The organism is Cryobacterium inferilacus (assembly GCF_019599185.1).
GTDB classification, from domain to species: domain Bacteria; phylum Actinomycetota; class Actinomycetes; order Actinomycetales; family Microbacteriaceae; genus Cryobacterium; species Cryobacterium inferilacus.
On sequence record NZ_JAIEUL010000009.1, the window covers coordinates 12,435 to 35,658 of the forward strand.

The following is a 23,224-nucleotide window of genomic DNA, read 5'->3' on the forward strand; positions in this document are numbered from 1 at the left end:
GGTAGCCAACTGCAGGCGTCGGTCCTACGGTGGGGGCATGGCCTACCTCGAGGTGCCCGTACCGGCCGACCTGGCCCCGGACGTGCTGCGGCTGTGGCACCTCGAGCAGCCCGTCGAGCGGCGCTATGAACGGATCTTCCCGCAGCCGGCCCTGCACCTGATCCTGAACCTGTCCGACCCGTATCGGGTGTTCGACCTGCAGACCGGGGCGGCGCGCACCTTGGGGGCCGGCTTCCTGTCCGGGCTGCAGCCCAGGTTCCTGATGACCGAGAGCCCGCCGGTGATCCGGCACGTCGCCGCCGAGCTGGCGCCGTTCGCGGCCGCCCGGTTTCTCGACCTGCCCGCCGCCGAGCTGACCGGCACCGTGCGTGAGAGCCAGGGCCTGCTCGGTGACACCGATGCGCTGCGGCAGGCGGCGAGGCGGGCCACCGACCCTGCGGCCGCGGTCGGGCTGCTGGTCGACCACCTGCGCGCCCAGCTTCGGCCCGCCGTGGTGCCGCCGGCGGTGGTGCGGGCCTGGGCAGGCATCCAGCAGAACCCGGATGCGCCGATGCCGGTGATCGCGGCGACCGCCGGTCTCAGCCACCACCGACTGATCGACGAATTCAGGTCGTGGTGCGGGGTCACCCCGAAGGTCTACGCGGACATCGTGCGGTTCCGCCAGTTCATTCAGGCGCTGCCGTTGCAGGGGCCGATGCCGAGTTGGGCAGAGCTGGTGGCCACATCTGGCTACTACGACCAGCCGCATTTCATCAGGGTTTTCCGCGCGTTCACCGGGTTCTCACCCAGCCGGTATCTCGACATCGTCGCCCGGTACGGCGCCGAATACGCCGCCTTCGTGCCGCTGGACGAGCCGGACGGCGTACCGGGGCCGGTGCCGGAATTTTCTACAAGACGCCCCGCGCCCTGAGGTCTAGCGTGACAGTGTCCCGGACCGGCCGGGACCAGGCATCCGGGAGCAGACATGGACGTGTCATTCAACTGGCTGGCGATCGCGCTCGCCGCACTCTCGTCGTTCGTGATCGGCGGGCTCTGGTACTCGGTACTGTTCGCCCGCCCGTGGCAGCGCGCGGCGGGTGTCACCGACGAGCAGCTGACCCGCGGCACGGCGCGGGTGTTCATCGGTTCGGCGATCCTCGCGATCGTGATGGCCATCAGCCTGGCCGCGTTCATCGGCCCGAACGGGCCCGGCTTCGGCGTGTTCGCCGGATTCGCCACCGGCGCGACGTTCGTGGCGGCCGCCTTCGGTGTGAACTACCTGTTCGAACGGCGCAGCCTCCTGCTGTTCGCCATCAACGGGTCGTACAACGTGGTGACCTTCACCGTGATGGGTGCCATCATCGGCCTGATGCAGTAGGGCTCAGGCGCTGAGTTCCCTGCGGCCGGAGAGGATGCCGCTGATGGTGGCGACCACGGCGAAGACGCCGGCCACGATCGGCTGGCCGAGGTCCCACCAGGCCAGGGCGGCGGCACCGAACACGAAGATCTCCACGATCGCCTTGCCGAACGGGTCCAGCCGGAAAACGGCCTTGGGCGAACGAAACAACGCCCACACCAGAATCGCGAACGCCGGCGCGAGAATGCCCACCAGGATGCCCGGCCACGGCAGCGGCCACGACAGGAACCCCCAGATGCCCAGGCTCACGAAGGCGAACAGCTCGAGGACGAAGCGCAGGATGTCGTTGGCGCCGATGGCAGGGGTGGGGCGGGTGTCGTTCACCCGCCAATCCTACCCACCGGGGTTACTTGAAGATGATGGTGCGGGCGCCGTCCAGCAGCACCCGGTTCTCGGCGAACCACTTCACCGCCTGGGTGAGGGTGCGGCTCTCCTCGTCCTGCCCGATCGCGACAAGCTCGCCCGGGGTGCGGGAGTGATCCACCCGCACCACGTTCTGCTCGATGATCGGGCCCTCGTCGAGGTCGCTGGTGACGAAGTGGGCGGTAGCGCCGATGAGCTTCACCCCGCGGGCATGCGCCTGCTTGTACGGGTTGGCGCCCTTGAACCCGGGCAGGAAGGAGTGGTGGATGTTGATCGCCCGTCCCTCCAGGTATGCGCAGAGTTCGGGGGAGAGGATCTGCATGTACCTGGCCAGCACCACCAGTTCGATGTCGTGCGCCTCGACGGCTTCGACCACGCGGGCCTCGAACGCGGCCTTGCTGGCGGCATCCGTGATCGGCAGGGACTCGAACGGCACCCCGTAGAAGCCGACCAGATCGCGCAGGGTGCCGTGGTTGCTGAGCACCAGGGGCACCTGCACCGCCAGCTGCCCGCCGCGCTGGCGGAACAGCAGGTCGTTGACGCAGTGCCCGGCCGTCGAGGCGAGCACGAGAGTGCGCAGCGGCCGGCCGACGACGTCTATGACGGATGCCATGGCGTACCGTTCGATGATCGGCGCCAGGGCGGCCTGCAGTTCGTCGCGGTTCGCGGGGGACTCCACCTGCAGGCGGATGAAGAACCGGCCGGTGTCGGCGCTGGAGAACTGCTGGCTCTCGGTGATGTTGCCGCGGGCCTCGACGATGGCGCCGCTGACAGCGTGCACAATACCGGGCTGATCGGGGCAGACGAGGGTGACGACCAGGTGGTGATGGTGGCTCGGCACCGGAAGGCTGGAGTTCATCGCACCAGATTACCCGCCCCTGGGTGGTCCGCTGCCCGCGTAATGGCGGTGCGGGCCGCGAGAACCCGGGCCGGGCAACCGGCAGAAGCGGCGCAATCATTCCGCAATGTCACGGTTGCCCGGGCGAAACGCCCGCGTGTTGAGATTGACACCAGGCAGCAGGACTGCCGACGCACCCGGCACGACGCGACGTTGAAAGGCAGCCCACCATGACCGATTCACCCCTGCAGGCTCTCGAGACCAAGCCGACCTCGATCACGGGTACCGTCATCCACGGCAACGCCTGGGGGCGGGTGATCGGGTTTCCCACCGCGAACATCGAGGTGCCCGGCCTGATGGCGCACACCGGCATTTGGACGGCGATCGTGCACGGCGCCGAACTGCCCGCGGGCGGTGTGCTAGCGGCCGTGTCGGTGGGCACCCGGCCGACCTACTACGCGGATGCCGGCCATCCGCTGCTCGAAGCGCACCTGGTGGACTTCACCGGCGACCTGTACGGGCAGGAGCTGTCCGTGGAACTGCGCCTGTTCCTGCGGGCCGAGGTGGCCTTCGTGGACACCCCGGCGCTGGTCGACCAGCTCGCCATCGATGTGCAGAACACCCGCGACTGGTACGCCGCCGAGGCGCGCTCCGCGTCCTGACCGACCCCGATCGTCGAGGAGGACCCACCAGGCCCTCGCCGAGCACAGCGGCCTGCCGATCGGCTGGTTGCGCTGGGCATACCCCTCGTTGGAGGACATACTCGGCTAGGCTGGTGTGTGGTCGGTACGATTCTCACCGGCCCCGGGCGCGCACGTCGGCGCGCACCGCTTGATCAACCCCGCGCAGCCAGCCGTGACAGCCGCTGGCCTCGGGCAAGCGGCATCCTGTCTGTGAGCCACAGCACCCATGTCATTTACCGCGCCCATCTCGCTGCCGTCCTCCGGTCTTCCCCACTCGGGCGAGAAGCCCCCAGCCGGCCCGTTCCCCTGGATCGGGCTGATCGCCCTCTCCGCCGCCGTGTTCCTCTCGGTCACCTCCGAGATGCTGCCCACCGGCCTGCTGCCCGAAATGAGCGACTCGCTCGGCGTCAGCCAGTCCGACGTGGGCCTGCTGGTCTCCTGGTTCGCGTTCACGGTGGTGCTCACCAGCACGCCGTTGGCGCTGCTGACCAAACGGATGCCCAGGCACGGCCTGATCGTCGGCGTGCTCGTCGTCTTCGCGCTGAGCAACGTCCTCACGGCGATCGCCCCTGACTACACCTTCGTGGTGATCTCCCGGGTGATCGGTGGCCTCGCCCACGGCCTGTTCTGGGGTGTCGTCGGCGCCTACTCCGCCCATCTGGTGCCCAAGGACCAGATCGCCCGCGCGGTGTCGATCACCATCGCCGGCGGTACGCTCGCGTTCGTCTTCGGCGTACCCCTGGGTACCTTCCTCGGCCACCTGCTCGGCTGGCGGTTGTCGTTCGTCGTTCTCGCCGGGCTGATGCTCGTGGGCGCCGTGGTGATCTGGCGGTTCCTGCCCAAGGTGGAGCACTACACGGGGACGCGCAGCGAAACCGTCACGACGGCCACCGGCACCATCACGACCGCGAAACTGCCCCGCGACCCCACGATCGGCCCGGTCGCCCTGGTCTGCGTGATCACCGCGCTCACCATGATCGGGCACTACACCTTCTACACCTACATCGCCCCGTTCCTCAGCGACACCCTCGGGGTGGGCAGCGACGCCGTCGCGCCGCTGCTCTTCGCCTACGGCATCGCCGGGGCCGTCGGCCTGTTCATCAGCGGGGTCGTGTTCAGCAAACGTCCGCAGCTCGGCCTGGTGCTCGGCATGTCGGTGACCGTGGTCAGCGTGACCGTCCTGGCCCTGTTCACCGAGACGCTGCCCGTCGCGATCGTCGCGTTCCTGGTCTGGGGCCTCGCCTTCGGCACGTTCCCGCCGCTGCTGCAGACCCGGTTGCTGCACACTGCGTCGGTGCGCATCCGCGACACCGCCAGCGCCGTGTACACCACGGCGTTCAACATCGGCATCGGCCTGGGCGCCTTCGTCGGCGCGTTCCTGCTCGCCCAGGTGGGCCTGGGAACGGTGCCGTTCGTCTACGTGGGCATCCTGGTCGTCGCCCTGCTGCTGGTGCTGCTCAGCGACCTCGTCATCCGCCGCCGCGCCTGACCCGCACCCGCCGCCCGCGGCCCGTTAACTGTTGCCAGAACGGACAATTGCGCCCGGCGTACCGGGCGCAATTGTCCGCATCGGGAACAGTTGGGCCGGTCAGGGCTTGGGGGCGCGGGCCGGGGCGGGCAACGGCGGCCGGGCGGCCGCGATCGCGAGAATGCGACCGCGGCAGGCGAACCAGCCGAGCACCAGCGCCGGGATGATGAGGCCCAGCGAGCTGATGGTGAGCGTGCCGACGGGCCAGTCGAAGGCCATCAGTACGAGCACGGTGGCCAGGAAGGCCAGGGTGAGGTAGCCGGTGAACGGCGCACCGGGCATCCGGAACGCCGGCCGGGTGAGGATGCCCGCCTTCGCCCAGGCCTGCAACCGCAGCTGGCAGAGCACGATCATGCCCCACGCGCTGATGATGCCGATCGCGGCCATGTTCAGCACGATCTCGAATGCCTCCTCCGGCACCAGCGCGTTCAGGCCCACGCCGAGCAGGGTGACGACGCCGGTGAGCAGGATGCCGCCGAACGGCACCCCGTTGCGGCTCACCTTGTCGGCGAACCGGGGAGCAGACCCCGCCAGCGACATCGACCGAAGGATGCGCCCCGTGGAATACAAGCCGGCGTTGAGCGACGACAACGCCGCGGTGAGCACGACCAGGTTCATGATCACGTCCACACCGTCGATGCCGATCGATCCGAAGAACGTGACGAACGGGCTCACCCCGGCCTCATATGCCGTGTACGGCAACAACAGCGAGAGCAGCAGCACCGAGCCCACGTAGAAGACCGCGATGCGCACGATGACGGTGTTGATCGCCTTGGGCATCACCTTCTCCGGGTTCTCGGTCTCGCCGGCGGCGGTGCCGATCAGCTCGATCGACGCGTAGGCGAAGACCACGCCCTGCACCACGAGCACGGATGCGAGAACACCGTTGGGCAGCCAGCCACCGTTGTCGGCGATGAGGGAGAAGCCCACGGTGGCACCGTCCACCGGGGTGCCGAAGATGACCATCCAGGTGCCCACGATGAGGAACAGCACGATCGCGACGACCTTGATCAGCGCGAACCAGAACTCGAGCTCGCCGAACACCTTCACCGAGAGCAGGTTGAGGCCGAGCACCACGGCCAGGGCCAGCAGCGCGAACAGCCACTGCGGCACATCGCCGAACGGCGCCCAGTACCTGCCGAAGAAGTTCATGTACAACGCCACCGCGGTGACGTCCACGATCGCCGTCATCACCCAGTTCAGCCAGTACAACCAGCCGGTCACAAACGCTGTCTTCTCGCCGAAGAACTCGCGGGCGTACGACACGAACGAGCCGGAGGTGGGCCGGTGCAGCACCAGCTCACCGAGCGCCCGCAGGATCAGGAACGCAAAGAATCCGCAGATGGCGTAGACGAACACCAGCGCGGGACCGGCGCTGGCCAGCCGGCCGCCCGCGCCGAGGAACAGGCCGGTGCCGATGGCGCCGCCGATCGCGATCATCTGCACGTGCCTGGCTTTGAGGCCCTTGTGCAGGCCCGCATCCTCGTGCACGCTCAGGGCGTCGTCGATGTGCTCGAGCGGGGTTTCCTCGCGCCCGGTGTGGTGCGGTGCGGCATCGGGGTGCACGGGCGAGTTCTCGGGCCGGTTCGGCCCGGTGGTGCGAGGTGTCACGTGGAGCATCCGATCTGGGGGTTGCGGCAACACTAGCCGACCGCTAGAGCGCGGTCAGGGTCGAAAGGCCCACCCGTATAAGATGTACGAGAAACTCTGACCGTAGAGACGACACTCCTTCACGGAGAGCCGGGAGGCCCCATGGCGACAATCCTCCTGGTCTTCCTGCTCGTTTCCGTCATCACTCCCACGCTCACCCGGCTGATCGGGTTGCGCGTTTTTTATGTCGTGGCCGTCCTGCCCGCCGCGGCCTTCGTCTACACCCTCACCCAGACCGGCGTGATCACCGCGGGTGACGCCGTCGTACAGACCCTGCCGTGGATCCCGCAGCTGGGCATCAGCCTCACCTTCCGGGTGGATGCGCTCGCCTGGCTGCTCTCGCTCGTCGTGACCGGGGTGGGCGCCCTGGTGTTGATCTACTGCGCGAGGTACTTCGACGCCGACGAGCCCAGCCTCGGCCGGTTCGCCGCGCTGCTGCTCGCATTCGCCGGCACCATGTACGGTCTCGTCACCGCGGACGACATCCTGGTGATGTTCATGTTCTGGGAGATCACCAGCGTGCTCTCCTACCTGTTGATCGGGCATTACACCGCCAAGCGGGAGAGCCGCGGTGCTGCCCTGCAGGCCCTGTTGGTCACGACCTTCGGCGGCCTGGTGATGCTGGTCGGCGTGGTGATGATCTCGGTGGATGCCGGAACCACGTCGCTGGCCGACATCGTCGCCAACCCGTCCGACAGCCCCGTCGCGATCTGGGCCGTGCTCCTGATCCTGGTCGGCGCCCTGTCCAAGTCCGCGCTGATCCCGTTCCACTTCTGGCTGCCCGCCGCGATGGCCGCGCCCACCCCGGTGAGCGCCTACCTGCACGCCGCCGCGATGGTGAAGGCCGGCATCTACCTCACCGCCCGGTTCGCGCCCGGCTACGCCGACTCGCCGGGCTGGCTGCCGGTGCTGGTCACCATCGGCGTGTGGACCATGCTCATGGGCGCCTGGCGGTCGTTGCGCCAGCACGACATCAAGCTGATGCTCGCCTACGGCACGGTCAGCCAGCTCGGCTTCCTCATGGTCGTCGTGGGCTTCGGCACCCGTGACGCCGCGCTGGCCGGGGCGGCACTGCTGCTCGCGCACGCGCTCTACAAGGCCACCCTGTTCCTCGTGGTGGGCATCATCGACCACCGGGCCGGCACCCGCGACTGGCGCAAGCTCTCCGGCATCGGCCGCCGTGAACCGGCCCTCGCCGTCATCGCCCTGATCGCCGTCGCGTCGATGGCCGGCCTGCCGCCGCTGCTGGGTTTCGTCGCCAAGGAGTCCGTGTTCACGGCATTCCTCGAGGCCGGCCTCGCCGGCGACGGCTGGGGCTGGATCGCCCTGGCCGGCACCGCGCTCGGGTCGGTGCTCACCGTGGCCTACAGCGCCAAGTTCTTCTGGGGCGCGTTCGGCACCCGCCCGGCGATCAGCGACACGCCCCTGCACGCCAGCCGGTGGGACTTCGCGTTGGCCCCGGGGATCCTCACCGTGGCCACCGTGCTGCTCGGCCCGTTCGTGATGCTGATCGACCCGATGCTGGCCGCATACGCCGACACCGTGCCCGGCGAAGGCGACTACCACCTGGCGCTCTGGCACGGCTTCGAACCGGCCCTGTTCCTCAGTGCGATCGTGGTGCTGCTCGGCCTGGTCATCTTCGCGCAGAAGAAGCGCGTGGCCCGCTGGCAGGCGTCGGTGCCGGCCTGGGTCGACGCCGGTCACGGCTACGGCCACACCGTGCGCTTCATTGACCGGATCGCCGCACGCACCACCCACCTCGCCCAGAGGGGCGGGCTGCCGCAGTACCTGTCCACGATCCTCGTGGTGTTCGTGCTCGCGCTGGGCGCGGCCTCCTTCGTCAACCGCACCTGGCCGGACACCGTGGTGCTCTGGGACTACCCGGCTCAGGTGATCATCGGCCTGGTCATGATCATCGCCACCGTGATGGCCGCCAGGGTGGGGCAGCGGATGACCGCGGTGCTGCTGGCCGGCGTCACCGGTTACGGCCTGGTCACCCTGTTCGCCTTCCACGGCGCCCCCGACCTCGCACTCACCCAGGCGCTGGTGGAATCGATCACCCTGGTGGTGGTGGTGCTCGTGCTGCGCCGGCTGCCCAGCCGCATCGCCCAGCACAACAAGCCGATGCACCGCCGTCGCCGCGCGGTGATCGGCGCCCTCGTCGGTCTCACCATGGGCACCATCGCGATCATCGCGCTCGGTGCCAGGCAGTGGCCGGACATGGCCGCCGAATTCGCGCGCCTGGCCGTCGAAGAGGGCCACGGCAACAACATCGTCAACGTGACCCTCGTCGACATCCGCGCCTGGGACACCATGGGCGAGATCATGGTGCTCATCGTCGTGGCCACCGGTGTCGCCAGCCTGTTGTTCGTCTCCGGCCGTAGCGAGCAAATGCCGCGGCTGCGCGAGTCGCGTAAGCGCCGTGAACCCCAGAACCGCCGCCGCATCGTGGCCGATCCGCACGCGAGTTCCGCCGGCCACGCCGTGACCCGGCAGTCCTGGCTGCTCGGCGGACGCACCCAGTCTCCCGAGAACCGGTCGATCATCATCGAGGTGCTCGTGCGGCTCCTGTTCCACCCGGCGATCATCGTGTCGATCTACCTGCTCTTCGCCGGCCACAACCTGCCGGGCGGCGGCTTCGCCGGCGGCCTGCTGGCCGGCCTGGCCCTGGTCGCCAGGTACCTCGCCGGTGGCCGGTACGAACTTGGCGAAGCGGCCCCGATCGACCCGGGCAAGATCCTGGGCCTCGGCGTCGTCCTCGCGGTGGGCACGGCCGTGGGGTCGTTGTTCGTCAGCGGAATCCCGTTGGAGTCGGCGTACTTCGAAGCCGACCTGCCCGTGCTCGGGCACCTCTCCTTCGGCACGTCCAGCATCTTCGATATCGGGGTGTACCTCGTCGTGATCGGCCTGACCCTCGACATCCTCCGCAGCCTCGGCAGCGAGATCGACCGGCAGAGCGAACTCGACGAGCCCGGTGATGACGACCCTGAGCACCCCACGGTGCCGCCGATCGGCAACGCCTCCAGCGACGCCGGCGACGCCATCGGCTTCGACGCCTCGTCGGATTGGGTGCAGGCCGAGGCGCCCGCGCCGGGGGAGGGCCCGCAGACCGCCCCGATCACGCAGCCGGACCACGCCGCCGACGAAACCAGCCCGACGGGAGGACAGCGATGAGCGCCTCTCTGACCCTCGTGATCGTGATGGCCGTGATGTACGCCGCTGGCATCTACATCATGCTCGAACGCAGCCTGACCCGGGTGCTCATCGGCTTCCTGCTGGTGGGCAACGCCACCAACCTGCTGATCTTCATCATGAGCGGCCGGCCGGGCAGCTCGCCGATCGTCACCGGCACCGCGCTGGACGAGACCATCGTCGACCCGCTGCCGCAGGTGCTGATGCTCACCGCGATCGTGATCAACTTCGGCATGACCGCGCTGCTGCTCGCCCTGATCTACCGCTCCTGGTGGCTCGCCCAGCTCGGCGACGAGGGTGACACCCTCACCGACGAGCACGCGGCCGAGACCAGTGCGGACTCCGAGGTCACCTTCCGGTCGTCCAGCGATGACGAGGCGGCCGTGCAGGCCTCCCTCGACGCCAGTGAGGATGGCAGCGACGACGACAGCGGCAGCACCGGCAGCAGCGACCAGGAGGCCGGCACCCGATGAACGTACTCGTCCCCCTCGTCGTCGCCATCCCGCTGCTCGGCGCGGCCCTCGCGCTCGCCCTCGGCCGGCGCTCGCGCTACCAGGTGGCAGTGAGCGTGCTCTCCCTCACCGCGGTCGTCGTGATCAGCAGCATCCTGTTGGTGCTCGTCGACACCGAAGGACCAGCCGTGGTGCACGTGGGCGGCTGGCAGGCCCCGTTCGGCATCGTCCTGGTCGTCGACCGGCTGTCGGCGATCATGCTCATCGTCTCCGCTCTGATGCTGCTGGGCGTGCTGCTCTTCGCCGTCGGGCAGGGCATCGTCGAGGGTGAGCGGGAAACCCCGATCTCGATCTTCCACCCCACCTACCTGGTCCTGGCCGCAGGCCTGTTCAACGCGTTCATCGCGGGTGACCTGTTCAACATGTACGTGGGTTTCGAGATGCTGCTCTCGGCCAGCTACGTGCTGCTCACCCTCGGCGGCACCGGGGCGCGCATCCGGGCCGGCGTCACCTACATCGTCGTGAGCCTGGTCTCGTCGATCCTGTTCCTGTCGGCCATCGCGCTGATCTACGGCGCCACCGGCACCGTGACCATGGCGCTGCTGGCCGAGCGGATCCCGCAGCTGCCCGGCGACGTGCAACTGATCCTCGGCCTGATGCTGCTCCTGGCGTTCAGCGTGAAGGCGGCGGTGTTCCCGCTGTCGTTCTGGCTGCCGGACTCGTACCCCACCGCGCCCGCGCCCGTCACGGCCGTGTTCGCGGGTCTGCTCACCAAGGTCGGCGTGTACGCCATCCTGCGCACCCAGACCCTGATGTTCCCCGACAACCAGCTGCAGGTGCCGTTGATGATCGTGGCCCTGCTCACCATGGTGATCGGCATCTTCGGTGCCCTGGCGCAGGCGGACATCAAACGACTGCTCTCGTTCACCCTGGTCAGCCACATCGGCTACATGATCTTCGGCATCGCCATCGGCACCGAGGCGGCGATCGCGGCCACCATCTTCTACGTGGTGCACCACATCATGATCCAGACCACGCTGTTCCTCTGCGCCGGGCTGATCGAGCGCATCGGCGGCACGACCTCGCTGGCCAGACTCGGCGGGATGCTCAAGGCCGCACCGTTCGTGGCCATCCTGTTCTTCATCGGCGCGTTGAACCTCGGCGGCATCCCGCCGTTCTCCGGGTTCCTCGGCAAGGTCGCCCTGTTCGACGCCGGGGTACAGGTCGGCGGTGGGCTGAACTACCTGCTCATCGCCGGGGGAGCGGCCACGTCGCTGCTCACCCTCTACGCCCTGGCCCGGGCCTGGAACATGGCGTTCTGGCGGCCCCGCCGCGATGTGGAGAACTACGACTCCGCGGTGCTCGATGCCCTGCAGGACGACCCGCACGACGAGGGCACCGTCAAGACCAAGACCACGTCGCCGCTGATGACCGCCGCCACCGCCACCATGCTCGCGCTCACCGTGAGTCTCACCGTTTTCGCCGGGCCGGCCTTCGGTCTCGCCTCCCGCGCCGCCGCGAACATCGAGGAACCGGCCACCTACATCGACGCAGTATTCCCCGGAGGTGCCCCGTGACGACGGTGAAGCAACGGGTCGGTGGGTTCCTCAGTCAGCTGCCGCTGTTCCTCGGCCTGGTTCTGCTCTGGGCGCTGCTCTGGGGCAAGTTCTCCTGGCTGAACCTCGTCACCGGCGTGGCGTTCGCCGCGGTCGTCTCCATCGTGTTCTACCTGCCCGCGGTGCAGCTCAGCGGCCGGGTCAACCTGTGGCGCAGCGCCTGGCTGTTCGGCAAGCTGATCTTCGACATCGTGCGCGCCTCGATCGACGTGTCCTGGCTCGCCCTCGGCCCCACCTACCGCCCCAGCAACGCGATCGTGGCGGTGCACCTCCGCACCCGTAGCGACCTCATCCTCACCTGGACCGCCGTGGCCACCTCGATCGTGCCCGGCTCGATCGTGGTCGACGTCGAACGGATCGACTCCACGCTGTACCTGCACGTGATCAATATGCGCAGCACCGCCCAGACCGACAGATTCCGGGACCGGGTGCTCGCGACCGAGCGACGGATCGTGCTGGCGTTCGGCTCCGCCGAAGACGTGGAACGGGTCGGCCGGGTGCGTGCCGAAGAAGACGACGCCGGCCTTGACCAGACGACCGGACCGCACTCGCCGGTTGATCCCCAGAAGCCCGTCGACCCCCAGAACGGAGCCCAGGCATGACACCCATGGACATCGTCGCCGTCGTGGCCGGACTCATGTTCGGCGTCGGCGCGCTGGCCGCCGTCTACCGCATCATCCGCGGCCCGAGCGTGCTCGACCGGGTGATCGCCTCCGACGTGCTCGTGTCCACCATCATCTGCGCGCTCGGCGCCGAGATGGCGTTCAACCGGCACACCGACAACCTGCCGGTGCTGCTGGTGCTGGCCCTGTTCGCGGTGCTCGGCTCGCTCAGCGTGGCCCGGTTCCTGCCAGGACGGGACCGCGCATGAGCGCCCTCTGGAGCGACGTGGTCACCGCCGTGCTGGTGCTGCTCGCCGCGCTGATGTGCCTCGCGGCCGGTGTCGGCCTGCTCCGTTTTCCCGATGTGCTCACCCGGCTGCACTCGGCGACCAAGCCCCAGATCCTCGGCCTGATGGCGGTCACCCTCGACATCGCGGTGACGAATTTCAGCGTCGGCACGCTCACCCTGGTGGTCGCGATCGTGCTCTTCCAGGCGCTCACCGCGCCGATGGCGGCGCACCTCGTGGCCCGCGCGGCCTACGTCACTGACCACCTTCGGCCGGATCTGTTGATCCTGGACGAGCTACGGGACGTGCGCGGCTGATACCATGTGAGGGTCGCGACTGGCGTAGCACGAAAGATGGGTCACCATCGGGGAGCGACTGACACGGTTAGTGGCCGCACGCCTGGGCCACGACACATCCATCGATATGTCCCAAGGAGTTATCCCGTGTCCGACACTGTGCTGACTGATTCTGTAGCGTCCACCTTCAACGAACCGCTCGAGGTCGTCGACCCCGAGATCGCCGCGATCCTCGAGCAGGAACTCGGTCGCCAGCGCGACTACCTCGAGATGATCGCCAGCGAGAACTTCGTGCCCCGCGCCATCCTGCAGTCGCAGGGCTCGGTGCTCACCAACAAGTACGCCGAGGGCTACCCCGGCCGCCGCTACTACGGCGGCTGCGAATACGTCGACGTTGCAGAGCAGCTCGCCATCGACCGGGCCAAGAGCCTGTTCGGCGCCGAATACGCCAACGTTCAGCCGCACTCCGGCGCCACCGCCAACGCCGCGGTGCTCTCCGCCATCGCCACCCCCGGCGACACCATCCTGGGCCTGGAGCTCGCGCACGGTGGGCACCTCACCCACGGCATGAAGCTCAACTTCTCCGGCAAGCTCTACAACCCGGTCGCCTACGGTGTCGACCCGGAGACATTCCGCGTCGACATGGACGTGGTGCGCGATGCGGCCATCGAGCACAAGCCGCAGGTCATCATCGCCGGCTGGTCCGCCTACCCCCGCCAGCTCGACTTCGCCGCGTTCCGCGCGATCGCAGACGAGGTCGGCGCCAAGCTCTGGGTGGACATGGCCCACTTCGCCGGGCTCGTCGCCGCCGGCCTGCACCCGTCGCCGGTGCCGTACGCCGACGTCGTCTCCAGCACCGTGCACAAGACCCTCGCCGGCCCGCGCTCCGGCTTCATCCTCTCCCGCGACATGCAGCTGGCGAAGAAGCTCAACTCCAACGTCTTCCCCGGCCAGCAGGGCGGGCCGCTCATGCACGTGATCGCCGCCAAGGCCACCGCGTTCAAGCTCGCCGCCTCCCCGGAGTTCAAGGAACGCCAGGAGCGCACCCTCCGCGGCGCCCGCATCCTCGCCGACCGCCTCACCGCCGACGACTCGCGTGCCGCGGGCATCGACGTACTCACCGGCGGCACCGATGTGCACCTCGTGCTCGCCGACCTGCGCAACTCCGAGATCAACGGCCAGCAGGCCGAAGACGCGCTGCACGAGGTGGGCATCACCGTCAACCGCAACTCGGTGCCGTTCGACCCGCGCCCGCCGATGGTCACCTCCGGCCTCCGCATCGGCACGCCGGCTCTGGCCACCCGTGGCTTCGGCGACGCCGAGTTCACCGTCGTGTCCGACGTCATCGCCGAGGCGCTCAAGCCCGGCGCCGACATCCAGGGCCTCCGTGCTCGGGTGAAGAGCCTCACCGACGCGTTCCCGCTGTACCCCGGCCTCACCCAGTAGGCCCTCTGGCGGTGACGGATGCGTAGCCCTCGCGTGAGCGCATCCGTCACCGCCGGCACCCCGCATCGCGTCGCCCGGCCCCTCGATGGGGCGGGCGGTGCGGATGCCCGATTGGCGCGAGGCCCCAGGCCGCCGCGCAGCATCACCAACAGATCGGATCTCGCATGACCGCACTCACCCTCGACGGCGTCGCCACCGCGACCCAGGTCAAGCTCGAACTCACCGAGCGCGTGCGCGCGCTGGCCGCGCAGGGCATCGTGCCAGGGCTCGGCACTCTGCTCGTCGGCGACGACCCTGGCTCGCGCTCCTACGTGGCCGGCAAGCACCGCGACTGCGCCGAGGTCGGCATCGAGTCCATCCGCGTCGACCTGCCCGGCTCCGCCACCAGCGCGGATGTGCGCGCGGCGATCAAGGACCTCAACTCCGCCCGCGAGGTCACCGGCTACATCATCCAGCTGCCGCTGCCCGTCGGGCACAACGAGAACGCCATGCTCGAGCTGATGGACCCGGCCAAGGACGCCGACGGCCTGCACCCCACCAACCTCGGCCGGCTCGTGCTCGGCATCGAGGGCGAGCTCAACTCACCGCTGCCCTGCACCCCGGCCGGCATCGTGGAACTGCTGCGCCGCTACGAGGTGCCGATCGCCGGCCAGAACGTCGTGGTCATCGGCCGTGGCCTCACCGTGGGCCGCCCGCTGGGCCTGCTGTTCACCCGTAAGGGCCTGGACGCCACGGTCACCCTCACCCACTCCCGCACCGTCGACCTGGCCGCAGAGGTGCGCCGCGCCGACATCGTCGTGGCCGCCGTGGGTGTGCCGCACCTGGTGCAGGCCGACTGGATCAAGCCCGGCGCCGCGGTTCTCGACGTGGGCATCACCCGGGTGGAGAACCCGGAGACCGGCAAGGGCCAGCTCACCGGCGACGTGCACCCCGACGTCGCCCAGGTGGCCGGCTACCTCTCGCCCAACCCGCGCGGGGTGGGCCCGATGACCCGCGCCATGCTGCTCGCCAACGTAGTCAAGGCCTCCGAGCGCCTGCTCAAGCCCTAGCCTCGGCCGCCGTCCGTCCGTCCGTCCGGCCGCCGGGATTCCTCCGGGCGCTCGGTGTGCATAACTCCTGCAATTTCTGAGATGCACGCCACCGCATGCCGAAAACAGGCGGATCTGCACAGCGTCGAGCAAAAATTGCAGGAGTAATGCTCGGCGGCTCGGCGGCTCGGGGGTGGCGGCTAAGTCGCCAGGCGGTGCAGGGCCGCGTGGCCCAGATAGGCGACGGCGTTGTGACGGATGCCGTCGATCTCGTCGGGCGTGAGCTCGCGTCGCACCTTGCCCGGCACGCCGGCCACGAGGGAGCCCGGCGGCACGATGGTGCCCTCGAGCACGACGGCGCCCGCGGCCACGAGTGAGCCAGCGCCGACGACGGCCCCGTTCAGCACCGTCGCGGCCATGCCGATGAGGGCGCCGTCTTCGACCGTGCAGCCGTGCAGCACCGCTCCGTGGCCCACCGACACGTCGCGGCCCACGGTCAGCGGGAACCCCTGGTCGACGTGGCACGACACGTTGTCCTGCAGATTCGAGCCCGCGCCGATGCGGATCGGCTCGGCCTCGGCGCGCAGCACCGCGTTGTACCAGACACTCGAGTTCTCGGCCAGGCTCACCTGGCCCACCAGCACGGCGCCGGCGGCGACGAACGCGCTCTTGGCCACATCCGGTGCGGACCGGTCGGGCAGGGTGATGAGGCGGGCGGCGCTGTCGGCGGTCATGTGCCCACCCTAGCCATCCGGCACGGGGTGCGGCTGAAGCCAGCCCCCGCAGGCTAACGGGTGCAGGCGGGCGCACCGGAAAAAAGGCAAAAGTGAGCTAAAAAGGCAAAAGTGAGCTAAAAAGGACGGAATCCGAGGGAGCATCCTTTTTAGCGGCCTTTATCCTTTCGTGCGACCCATCCGCGGTCCGGGCGACGTGCGCGGGCGGATGCGGGGCTCTAGGATTTGGGCATGGTGAACACCGCGCATCCGGCCGTCGACAGAGTGCGCCTGGCGCTGAACGCGCAGGGGGTCGACCCCGAGATCCGCTGGTTCGACGATGCGACCACGACCGCGGTCGCCGCCGCGGCGGCGCTCGGCATCGAGGTGGGCGCCATCGCGAACTCGCTGGTCTTCACCCTCGACGGCGCACCGCTGCTGGTGCTCACCTCCGGCGCGCACCGGGTGGACACGGCCTGGCTGGGCCGGCGGCTCGGCGGCGCCATCGGGAGGGCATCGAAGGACCTCGTGAAGGAGGCCACCGGGCAGGTGATCGGCGGGGTCGCGCCCCTCGGGCATCCGTCGCCGATTCGCACCCTGGTCGACGAGGACCTCGGCGGCTACCCCGTGGTCTGGGCCGCCGCCGGGCACGCGCACACGGTGTTCCCCACCACGTTCGCCGAACTGCTACGCCTCACCGGCGGCACCGCGACCCCGGTGGTTCCTCCCGCCTGACCCGCGGCCCGCGAAATGGTGTTCAGTCCCGGGGTTCTCCCGCCTGATCACCGTCCTTCGGCGCCGGTTGGCCGGCCGACGGCGGGCTATTGCGTGCGGTGAGTCCGGCGATACGCCGTTCCATGAGTTCGATGCCCTCCCGTTCTCGCGGCGACATCTTCGCCACCTCCCTGGCCCACGATTGCTCGCGTCGCGCACGCTTGAGCTCGTGGCGGGCCCTGAACACCGCGAGGCGGAGATCCCGTCGAATGCTACTGGAGTCGTAATTCCGCAACACCTCAAAGGCGACGTATCCGGCGAGAGCATCGACCAGGTCGAGCTGCACTCGTCGGAGCAGCAGATCGGCTGCGAGGAACGGCGGGGTGATGAACCCCACCAGGGCGACGAACAGCATCTCGGCCTCGAGCACACGACAGCCTGCGCCGTTCGGATCGAATTCCTGCTCGGCAGACAGGATGGTGCGTTCGTCATCGGTGATGTATCGGTCGGCCTCCGCGTCGATAAACGCTCGCAATTCGTTCTCGACCTGCACAGTGCGCCTGCGCTTGACGCCGGTACTGAGCGCGGCGGCCTCACCGAAGACTGTCGAGATCACTTCGTCGATTTTCGGTAGTCGCTCGTCCATGCGGACAGTGTCACCTGCACCACCGACACCACGGATCACGAATCACGAATGCAGACATCCCGCCGTCGAAACGAAGGCGGGAAGTCCGCAACTCGATCGCGGACGGGGCCTCGTCAGGAGAGGCGGCCGGCCCCGGCCGCGGCCCGCACCACGAACATGTCGGGGGCGGTGAAGCCGGCGGCCGTGAAGGCGTCGGCGACGGCCTGCTGCACCGCGGGGATCAGTGCGTGCGGGGTGAGCGCGATGGCCGAGCCGCCGAAGCCGCCACCGGTCATGCGGGCGCCGAGGGCACCTGCGGTACGGGCGGTCTCCACCGCGAGGTCAAGCTCGGCGACGGAGATTTCGAAGTCATCGCGCATGGACGCGTGCGACGCATCCAGCAGCGCACCGAGGGCACCGGGGCCGTCTTCGCGCAGCACCCGCACGGTGTCGAGCACGCGCTGGTTCTCGGTGAGGATGTGCCGCACCCGACGGTGCGTCTCCTCGTCCAGCACCGATTCGGCGCGCGGCAGGTCGGCTACAGTGAGGTCGCGCAGCGACGCGACACCCATCAGCCGGGCCCCGGTCTCGCAGGAGGCCCGCCGGTCGGCGTAGCCGCCGGTGGCGTGCGCGTGGCTGACCTTGGTGTCGATCACCAGCAGCTCAAGGCCCGCGGCGTCGAAACCGAGCGGGATGACCTCGGACTCGAAGCTGCGGCAGTCCAGGAACACCGCGGCATCCGTCTGGCCGAGCAGTGACGCCGACTGGTCGAGGATGCCGGTGGGAGCGCCGACGACCTTGTTCTCGGCCAGCTGCCCCACCCGCACGAGCACCTGCTTGTCGAAGCCGAGGTTCCAGACCTCGTCGAGGGCAACGGCGGTGGCGCACTCGATCGCGGCCGAGGAGGAGAGCCCCGCGCCGATCGGTACGTCCGAGTCGATGTAGGCATCGAAACCGGCCACAGCGGCCAGGTCGGCGCCCTTCTGGCCGAGAGCCCAGGCCACGCCCAACGGATACGCCGACCAACCAGACACGGTTTCGGGGGAGAGGTCATCGAGGGAGATCTCGACGATCTCCTCGGTGAACGAGCTCGCGACCCGCAGCATCCGGTCGTCGCGGAGCGCCAGGGCCACGACGGCGCGGCGGTTGATCGCGAACGGGAAGACGAAGCCGTCGTTGTAGTCGGTGTGCTCGCCGATCAGGTTGACCCGGCCGGGGCCGGACCAGAGTGCGTCGGCGTCGCGGCCGAACCGGCCGCGGAAGCCGCTGAGAATGCTCTGCTGGTCGCTCACGAGTGGGCCTTTCCGGTGGTGCTGTCGGTGGATTCCGCGGCCGCGTCGGCGGCGTCCGAGCGTGCGATGGCGGCGCGGATGTTGTCGGCAGCCTGTTCGGGTGTGACGTCGCCGATCCAGGCGCCCATGGCGGCCTCCGAGCCGGCCAGGAACTTCAGCTTGTCTTCCGCCCGACGGGGGCTGGTGAGCTGCAGCATCAGCCGGATGTCGTCGCGGTGCACGTTCACCGGGGCCTGGTGCCAGGCGGCGATGTACGGCGTGGGCGTCGTGTACAGCTGGTCGATGCCACGCAGCAGTCGGCGGTAGAGCACCGCGAGTTCGTCGCGTTCGGCCAGGGTGGTGCCGGCGAAGTCGGCCACGTGGCGGTGCGGCAGCATGTGCACCTCGACGGGCCAGCGGGCGGCGAACGGCACGAACGCGGTCCAGTGCTCGCCTCGCAGGATGACCCGCTCGCCGGCCTGCTCGCTGGCCAGGATGTCGGTGAACAGGGTGGGGCCGTAGCTGTCGATCGAGTCGATCAGCCGCTGGGTGCGCGGGGTCACGTACGGGTAGGAGTAGATCTGGCCGTGCGGGTGGTGCAGGGTGACGCCGATGGCCTCGCCGCGGTTCTCGAACGGGAACACCTGCTGAATGCCGGGCATCTGCGAGAGCGCGTGGGTGCGCTCGGCCCAGGCCTCGATCACGGTGCGGGCGCGGGTGACCGACAGGCTGCCGAACGAGCCCTCGGTGGCGGGGCTGAAACAGACGACCTCGCAGCGGCCGACCGAGGTGCGGATGCGCCCCAGCCCGATCTCGCGCAGGTCGTCGAGTCCGGTGGGCGCGTCGGCGTCTTCGAGCAGCGGGCCGAACGACGGCGACTTGTTCTCGAAGACGGCGACGTCGTAGTTGCTGGGCACCTCGGAGGGGTTTTCCGGTGTGGACGGCGCGAGCGGGTCGAGGTGCGCCGGCGGCAGGAACACCCGGTTCTGCCTGGCGGCGGCGATGGAGACCCACTCACCGCTGAGCGGGTCCTGGCGCATGCGGGCGTTGGCCGGCCTTGGCGCGAGGTCGCGCAGGTCGGGCGCCCGGTCGGGCGACAGAGTGGTGTCTGGGTCATCGAAGTAGATGAGGTCACGGCCGTCGGCCAGCGTGTGCGCCTGGCGCGCGATGGCGGTGTCGGCGACGAAGTCGGGGAGTGGAGGAATCATGATGGCCTCCACGCTAGCCGATTTGCGTAACCGAAACCAGTGCTTGCGTATTGAAAAGCGACACAAACTAAGTGAAGATCAAAGCATGGCCTCAGCTGAGCATCCGACCGACCGGGACGCGCTGCCCGCGCACCAGCGCCGGGAACAGATCCACCGGCTCGTCGACGAGCGCGGTTTCGTGCGGGTGAGCGAGCTCAGCGACACCTTCGGCGTCTCCGGGGTCACCGCCCGCGCCGACCTCGACCAGCTGGAAAGCGCCGGCGTGCTCACCCGCATCCACGGCGGCGCGGTCCCGGCCGGCATCTCCACCACCAGCCGCCCCGACCGGGAATTCTCCTTCGAGGAAGCCCTCGTGTCCTCGGTCATCCCCAAACAGCAGATCGGCGAGCTCGCCGCCGGCCTGGTCGCCAGCGGGCAGAGCGTGATCCTCGATGTCGGCACCACCACCCTCGCCATCGCCAGGGCGCTGGTGGCCCGCACCGACCTCACCGATGTCGTCATCATCACCAACGGGCTGAGCATCGCCCTGGCCCTGGAGAGCGCGATTCCACGGTTCACCGTGATCGTCACCGGCGGGTCGCTGCGCCCGCTGCAGCACTCGCTCGTCGACCCCCTCGCCGCCACCGTTCTCGGCCAGGTGCACGCCGACCTGGCCTTCATTGGCTGCAACGGCGTCGACACCGAGGGCGGCGTCACCAATATCAACCTGCCGGAGGCCGGTGTGAAGACCCTTATGCTCGCCGCCGCGGCGCGCGCGATCATCGTGGCCGACGGTGCCAAACTGGGGCAGGTGCACCTGGGCCGGATCGGCCCGCTTGCCGCCTTCGACACCCTGGTGACGGATGCGGCCGCCGACCCGCTCACCCTGGCCCCGCTTCGCGAGGCCGGACTCGCCGTGCTCCAACCGAACTGACCCGAAGAGACCCCATGCCGCTGCCCGCCGCCACCGGAACCCAATACCCGCTCACTCTGCAGACCCCGCAGGGCACCGCGACCGCGACCATCACCGAGGTCGCCGCCGGCATCCGCGAATATGCGCTGAACGGCATAGACCTGGTCGAGGGCTTCGCGGCCGAGAAGGTGCCGCCGTTCGGCGCCGGTATCGTGCTGGCACCCTGGCCCAACCGCATCCGGGACGGCATCTGGACCCAGAACGGCGTGCGGCACCTGCTGGCCCTCACCGAACCGGTTCTGCTGAACGCCATTCACGGCCTCCTCACCCACGCCGCCTACCGGCTGGTAGCGCAGAGCGAGACCGCAGTGACCCTGGCCGCCACGGTCTACCCGCAGGCCGGCTACCCGCACCAGCTCGACACCACCGTCGGCTACGAGCTCACGGCAGAGGGGCTGTCGGTCACCCACACCATCCGAAACGTCGGCACGACGGATGCCCCGGTGGCGCTCGGCAGCCACCCGTATCTGAAGATCGGCGACGTGCCCACCGGCGACCTGGTGCTGCGGCTGAACGCGACCACCCACATCGACGTCGACCACCGGCTCAACCCCGTCGGCGTCACGCCCGTCGAGGGCACCCGGTTCGACCTGCGCGCCGGCGCCCGGGTGGCCGACCTCGACCTCGACGACGGCTTCGGCGGCGTTGACGCGGGCAGCGGCCGCGGCGAGCACTCCCTCACGGCGCCGGACGGCCGCCGGGTCACGCTCTGGGGAGACGAGAACATGGCCTACGTGCAGGTCTTCACCCCGCGCATCTTCCCGGTGCGCAGCCGCAGCGCAACCGGCGCTGAGGCCACTGAGTTCGGCCAGGCCGTGGCGATCGAGCCGATGACGGCGCCGGCGGATGCGTTCAACTCCGGTGACGGCCTGCGCTGGTTGGCTCCGGGTGAGGAATGGGTGGTTCGCTGGGGAATCACCCCGTCGGGTTTCGCCGACTGAGCGAGGCGGCTTAGGGTGGCGAGAGTGCAGATCCTGCCGCCTACGGACCGACGAGGAACGACCAGAGCCATGGCATTACCGTCCCTGAGCACCACCCCGCACCAGCCCGGCATCCGGGCACCCCTCAGCCCGGCCGATGAGGCGCGCCGGATCGCGCTCGTCGGCATGAAGCGGCTCGCCCTGGGCCTGCTCGTGGCCATGGCCGTGATCTTCGCGGTGTCGTTCGCGCTGCAGGACCGCTACCCGTGGCTGGAGTACGTACGCGCCGCGGCCGAGGGCGGCATGGTCGGGGCGATCGCCGACTGGTTCGCCGTGACGGCGCTGTTCCGCTACCCGCTCGGGCTGCGCATCCCGCACACCAACATCATCGCCAACCGCAAGGACGAGATCGGCGAGAGCCTCGGCGAGTTCGTGGAATCGAACTTCCTCTCCGACGCCGTGGTGCGCGGCAAGCTGGAATCGATCGGCATCTCCCGCCGGGTGGGCACCTGGCTGGTGCAGCCGCAGAACGCCGAGCGGCTCACCGACGAGATCGCGCACGCCGGCACCGGGTTGCTCGACCTGCTCAGTGACGACGACGTGAAGGACCTGCTCGAGGGCGTCGCCAGGGAACACCTGCTCGAGCCGGAGTGGGGTCCGAGCCTGGGCCGGTTGGGCGAGCACCTGGTCGAGGCCGGCCGGCACCACGCCGCCGTCGACCTGTTGCTGGACAAGGCGCACTCCTGGCTGGAATCCCACCCCGAGGCGTTCGGTCAGTCCGTCTCCACCCGACTGCCCCGGTGGTTGCCCGGCTTCGTCGGCGAGATGGTCGACGACAAGGCCTACCGCGAGGTGCTCTCGTTCGTGTCGACGGTGCAGACCGAGCCGGACCATCCGCTGCGCGCGGCCATCGACCACTACCTCGCCGAGCTGATGGGCGACCTGCAGAACGATGCGGCGATGGTCGAGCGGGTCGAGGTGCTCAAGCGTGAACTCGTCGACAACGCCAAGCTGCGCGAGTTCGCCGGCGACGCCTGGGAGTCGCTCAAGGAGACCCTGCTGACGGCCCTGGCCGACCCCACCAGCGCACTGCGGCTCGGCATCACCTCCACGGTGCTCGACATCGGCCGCCGGCTCGCCGGCGATGAGTCGCTGGGCGCGCGCATCGACCGCTGGCTGGCGGATGCGGCGGGGTACGTGCTGCAGAAGTACCGGCACGAGATTGCCGGTGTGATCACCGAGACCGTGGAGCGCTGGGACCCGGCCGAAACCACCGAGAAGATCGAGTTGCAGGTGGGCAAGGATTTGCAGTTCATCCGCATCAACGGCACCGTGGTCGGCTCGCTCGCCGGCCTGCTGATCTTCTCGCTCGCGCAGGGCGCCGTGCTGCTCTTCGGCCTGTGACCTGAGCCCGCCGGAGGCCGACAACGCCCCGGTTCCGCCG

Annotated in this window: 23 protein-coding genes and 1 riboswitch; of the genes, 16 read left to right on the forward strand and 7 right to left on the reverse strand. The window is 69.1% G+C overall.

Annotation, left to right across the window (positions count from 1 at the left end):
- The first annotated feature begins 37 nt into the window (after positions 1-37).
- Both K2F54_RS09530 and K2F54_RS09535 read left to right on the forward strand, forming a co-directional pair.
- The gene (locus K2F54_RS09530) at positions 38-910 is read left to right on the forward strand and encodes a helix-turn-helix domain-containing protein (protein ID WP_220605633.1); all 873 of its coding nucleotides are present in this window, start codon (positions 38-40) and stop codon (positions 908-910) included.
- A gap of 54 nt (positions 911-964) precedes the next feature.
- Positions 965-1,357: a DUF1761 domain-containing protein gene (locus K2F54_RS09535; protein ID WP_220605634.1), complete on the forward strand. Its 393-nt coding sequence runs from the start codon at positions 965-967 to the stop codon at positions 1,355-1,357.
- Between the two features lie 3 nt (positions 1,358-1,360).
- On the opposite strand, the gene K2F54_RS09540 is transcribed toward K2F54_RS09535, so the two are convergent.
- A complete protein-coding gene (locus K2F54_RS09540; protein ID WP_220605635.1) occupies positions 1,361-1,720 on the reverse strand; it encodes a YrdB family protein in 360 nt (119 codons plus the stop codon).
- Between the two features lie 22 nt (positions 1,721-1,742).
- Positions 1,743-2,618, reverse strand: a complete 876-nt coding sequence (purU, locus tag K2F54_RS09545; RefSeq protein WP_220605636.1) for a formyltetrahydrofolate deformylase — start codon at positions 2,616-2,618, stop codon at positions 1,743-1,745.
- Positions 2,619-2,827: 209 nt separating this feature from the next.
- Here purU and K2F54_RS09550 point away from each other — a divergent pair, with 209 nt between their 5' ends.
- Together K2F54_RS09550 and K2F54_RS09555 are read left to right on the forward strand one after the other, a co-directional pair.
- Complete coding sequence (locus K2F54_RS09550) at positions 2,828-3,259, forward strand: riboflavin kinase (protein ID WP_220605637.1); 432 nt, start codon at positions 2,828-2,830, stop codon at positions 3,257-3,259.
- 247 nt (positions 3,260-3,506) lie between these two features.
- Complete coding sequence (locus tag K2F54_RS09555) at positions 3,507-4,769, forward strand: MFS transporter (protein WP_220605638.1); 1,263 nt, start codon at positions 3,507-3,509, stop codon at positions 4,767-4,769.
- A gap of 99 nt (positions 4,770-4,868) precedes the next feature.
- Here K2F54_RS09555 and K2F54_RS09560 read toward each other — a convergent pair whose 3' ends face one another.
- Positions 4,869-6,299 (reverse strand): amino acid permease, encoded by a 1,431-nt coding sequence (locus tag K2F54_RS09560; protein ID WP_308287606.1) that lies wholly within the window; start codon positions 6,297-6,299, stop codon positions 4,869-4,871.
- A gap of 261 nt (positions 6,300-6,560) precedes the next feature.
- Here K2F54_RS09560 and K2F54_RS09565 point away from each other — a divergent pair, with 261 nt between their 5' ends.
- The 8 genes from K2F54_RS09565 (at position 6,561) to K2F54_RS09600 (ending at position 15,398) form a co-directional block, all read left to right on the forward strand.
- On the forward strand, positions 6,561-9,632 hold the full coding sequence (locus K2F54_RS09565) for a Na+/H+ antiporter subunit A (RefSeq protein WP_220605640.1): 3,072 nt from the start codon (positions 6,561-6,563) through the stop codon (positions 9,630-9,632).
- Positions 9,629-10,123: a sodium:proton antiporter gene (locus K2F54_RS09570; RefSeq protein ID WP_220605641.1), complete on the forward strand. Its 495-nt coding sequence runs from the start codon at positions 9,629-9,631 to the stop codon at positions 10,121-10,123. The genes K2F54_RS09565 and K2F54_RS09570 overlap by 4 nt, the downstream gene beginning before the upstream one ends.
- Positions 10,120-11,679, forward strand: a complete 1,560-nt coding sequence (locus K2F54_RS09575; RefSeq protein WP_220605642.1) for a Na+/H+ antiporter subunit D — start codon at positions 10,120-10,122, stop codon at positions 11,677-11,679. Before K2F54_RS09570 ends, K2F54_RS09575 begins: the two co-directional genes overlap by 4 nt.
- Positions 11,676-12,320, forward strand: coding sequence for a Na+/H+ antiporter subunit E (locus K2F54_RS09580; protein ID WP_220605643.1), 645 nt, complete (start codon positions 11,676-11,678; stop codon positions 12,318-12,320). The genes K2F54_RS09575 and K2F54_RS09580 overlap by 4 nt, the downstream gene beginning before the upstream one ends.
- Entirely contained in the window at positions 12,317-12,589 is a 273-nt protein-coding gene (locus K2F54_RS09585) for an MrpF/PhaF family protein (RefSeq protein WP_308287597.1), read from the forward strand. Before K2F54_RS09580 ends, K2F54_RS09585 begins: the two co-directional genes overlap by 4 nt.
- Positions 12,586-12,924, forward strand: coding sequence for a monovalent cation/H(+) antiporter subunit G (mnhG, locus tag K2F54_RS09590; RefSeq protein WP_220605644.1), 339 nt, complete (start codon positions 12,586-12,588; stop codon positions 12,922-12,924). The genes K2F54_RS09585 and mnhG overlap by 4 nt, the downstream gene beginning before the upstream one ends.
- A 5-nt stretch (positions 12,925-12,929) precedes the next feature.
- Positions 12,930-13,019, forward strand: a riboswitch (ZMP/ZTP riboswitch).
- Positions 13,020-13,065: 46 nt separating this feature from the next.
- Positions 13,066-14,349 carry a serine hydroxymethyltransferase gene (gene glyA / locus K2F54_RS09595; protein WP_255576965.1) on the forward strand — a complete coding sequence of 428 codons (1,284 nt, stop codon included), beginning with the start codon at positions 13,066-13,068 and terminating at the stop codon, positions 14,347-14,349.
- A 164-nt stretch (positions 14,350-14,513) separates the two neighbouring features.
- Positions 14,514-15,398: a bifunctional methylenetetrahydrofolate dehydrogenase/methenyltetrahydrofolate cyclohydrolase gene (locus K2F54_RS09600; protein ID WP_220605646.1), complete on the forward strand. Its 885-nt coding sequence runs from the start codon at positions 14,514-14,516 to the stop codon at positions 15,396-15,398.
- Between the two features lie 179 nt (positions 15,399-15,577).
- Here the strand turns inward: K2F54_RS09600 and K2F54_RS09605 are convergent, their stop codons facing one another.
- Complete coding sequence (locus tag K2F54_RS09605; RefSeq protein WP_220605647.1) at positions 15,578-16,111, reverse strand: gamma carbonic anhydrase family protein; 534 nt, start codon at positions 16,109-16,111, stop codon at positions 15,578-15,580.
- Between the two features lie 231 nt (positions 16,112-16,342).
- Here K2F54_RS09605 and K2F54_RS09610 point away from each other — a divergent pair, with 231 nt between their 5' ends.
- On the forward strand, positions 16,343-16,825 hold the full coding sequence (locus K2F54_RS09610) for a YbaK/EbsC family protein (protein WP_220605648.1): 483 nt from the start codon (positions 16,343-16,345) through the stop codon (positions 16,823-16,825).
- 22 nt (positions 16,826-16,847) lie between these two features.
- On the opposite strand, the gene K2F54_RS09615 is transcribed toward K2F54_RS09610, so the two are convergent.
- The 3 genes from K2F54_RS09615 to galT all read right to left on the reverse strand — a co-directional run bounded on the left by K2F54_RS09615 (position 16,848) and on the right by galT (position 19,908).
- Entirely contained in the window at positions 16,848-17,450 is a 603-nt protein-coding gene (locus K2F54_RS09615; protein WP_220605649.1) for a hypothetical protein, read from the reverse strand.
- Between the two features lie 113 nt (positions 17,451-17,563).
- A complete protein-coding gene (gene galK / locus K2F54_RS09620; protein ID WP_220605650.1) occupies positions 17,564-18,721 on the reverse strand; it encodes a galactokinase in 1,158 nt (385 codons plus the stop codon).
- Positions 18,718-19,908, reverse strand: coding sequence for a galactose-1-phosphate uridylyltransferase (gene galT, locus K2F54_RS09625; RefSeq protein ID WP_220605651.1), 1,191 nt, complete (start codon positions 19,906-19,908; stop codon positions 18,718-18,720). The genes galK and galT overlap by 4 nt, the downstream gene beginning before the upstream one ends.
- An 85-nt stretch (positions 19,909-19,993) precedes the next feature.
- Between galT and K2F54_RS09630 the strand changes: the two genes are divergently transcribed.
- The 3 genes from K2F54_RS09630 to K2F54_RS09640 all read left to right on the forward strand — a co-directional run bounded on the left by K2F54_RS09630 (position 19,994) and on the right by K2F54_RS09640 (position 23,184).
- The gene (locus K2F54_RS09630; protein WP_220605652.1) at positions 19,994-20,821 is read left to right on the forward strand and encodes a DeoR/GlpR family DNA-binding transcription regulator; all 828 of its coding nucleotides are present in this window, start codon (positions 19,994-19,996) and stop codon (positions 20,819-20,821) included.
- Between the two features lie 14 nt (positions 20,822-20,835).
- The gene (locus K2F54_RS09635; RefSeq protein ID WP_220605653.1) at positions 20,836-21,801 is read left to right on the forward strand and encodes an aldose 1-epimerase family protein; all 966 of its coding nucleotides are present in this window, start codon (positions 20,836-20,838) and stop codon (positions 21,799-21,801) included.
- 69 nt (positions 21,802-21,870) lie between these two features.
- Entirely contained in the window at positions 21,871-23,184 is a 1,314-nt protein-coding gene (locus tag K2F54_RS09640) for a DUF445 domain-containing protein (protein ID WP_220605654.1), read from the forward strand.
- The last annotated feature ends 40 nt before the right edge of the window (positions 23,185-23,224 follow it).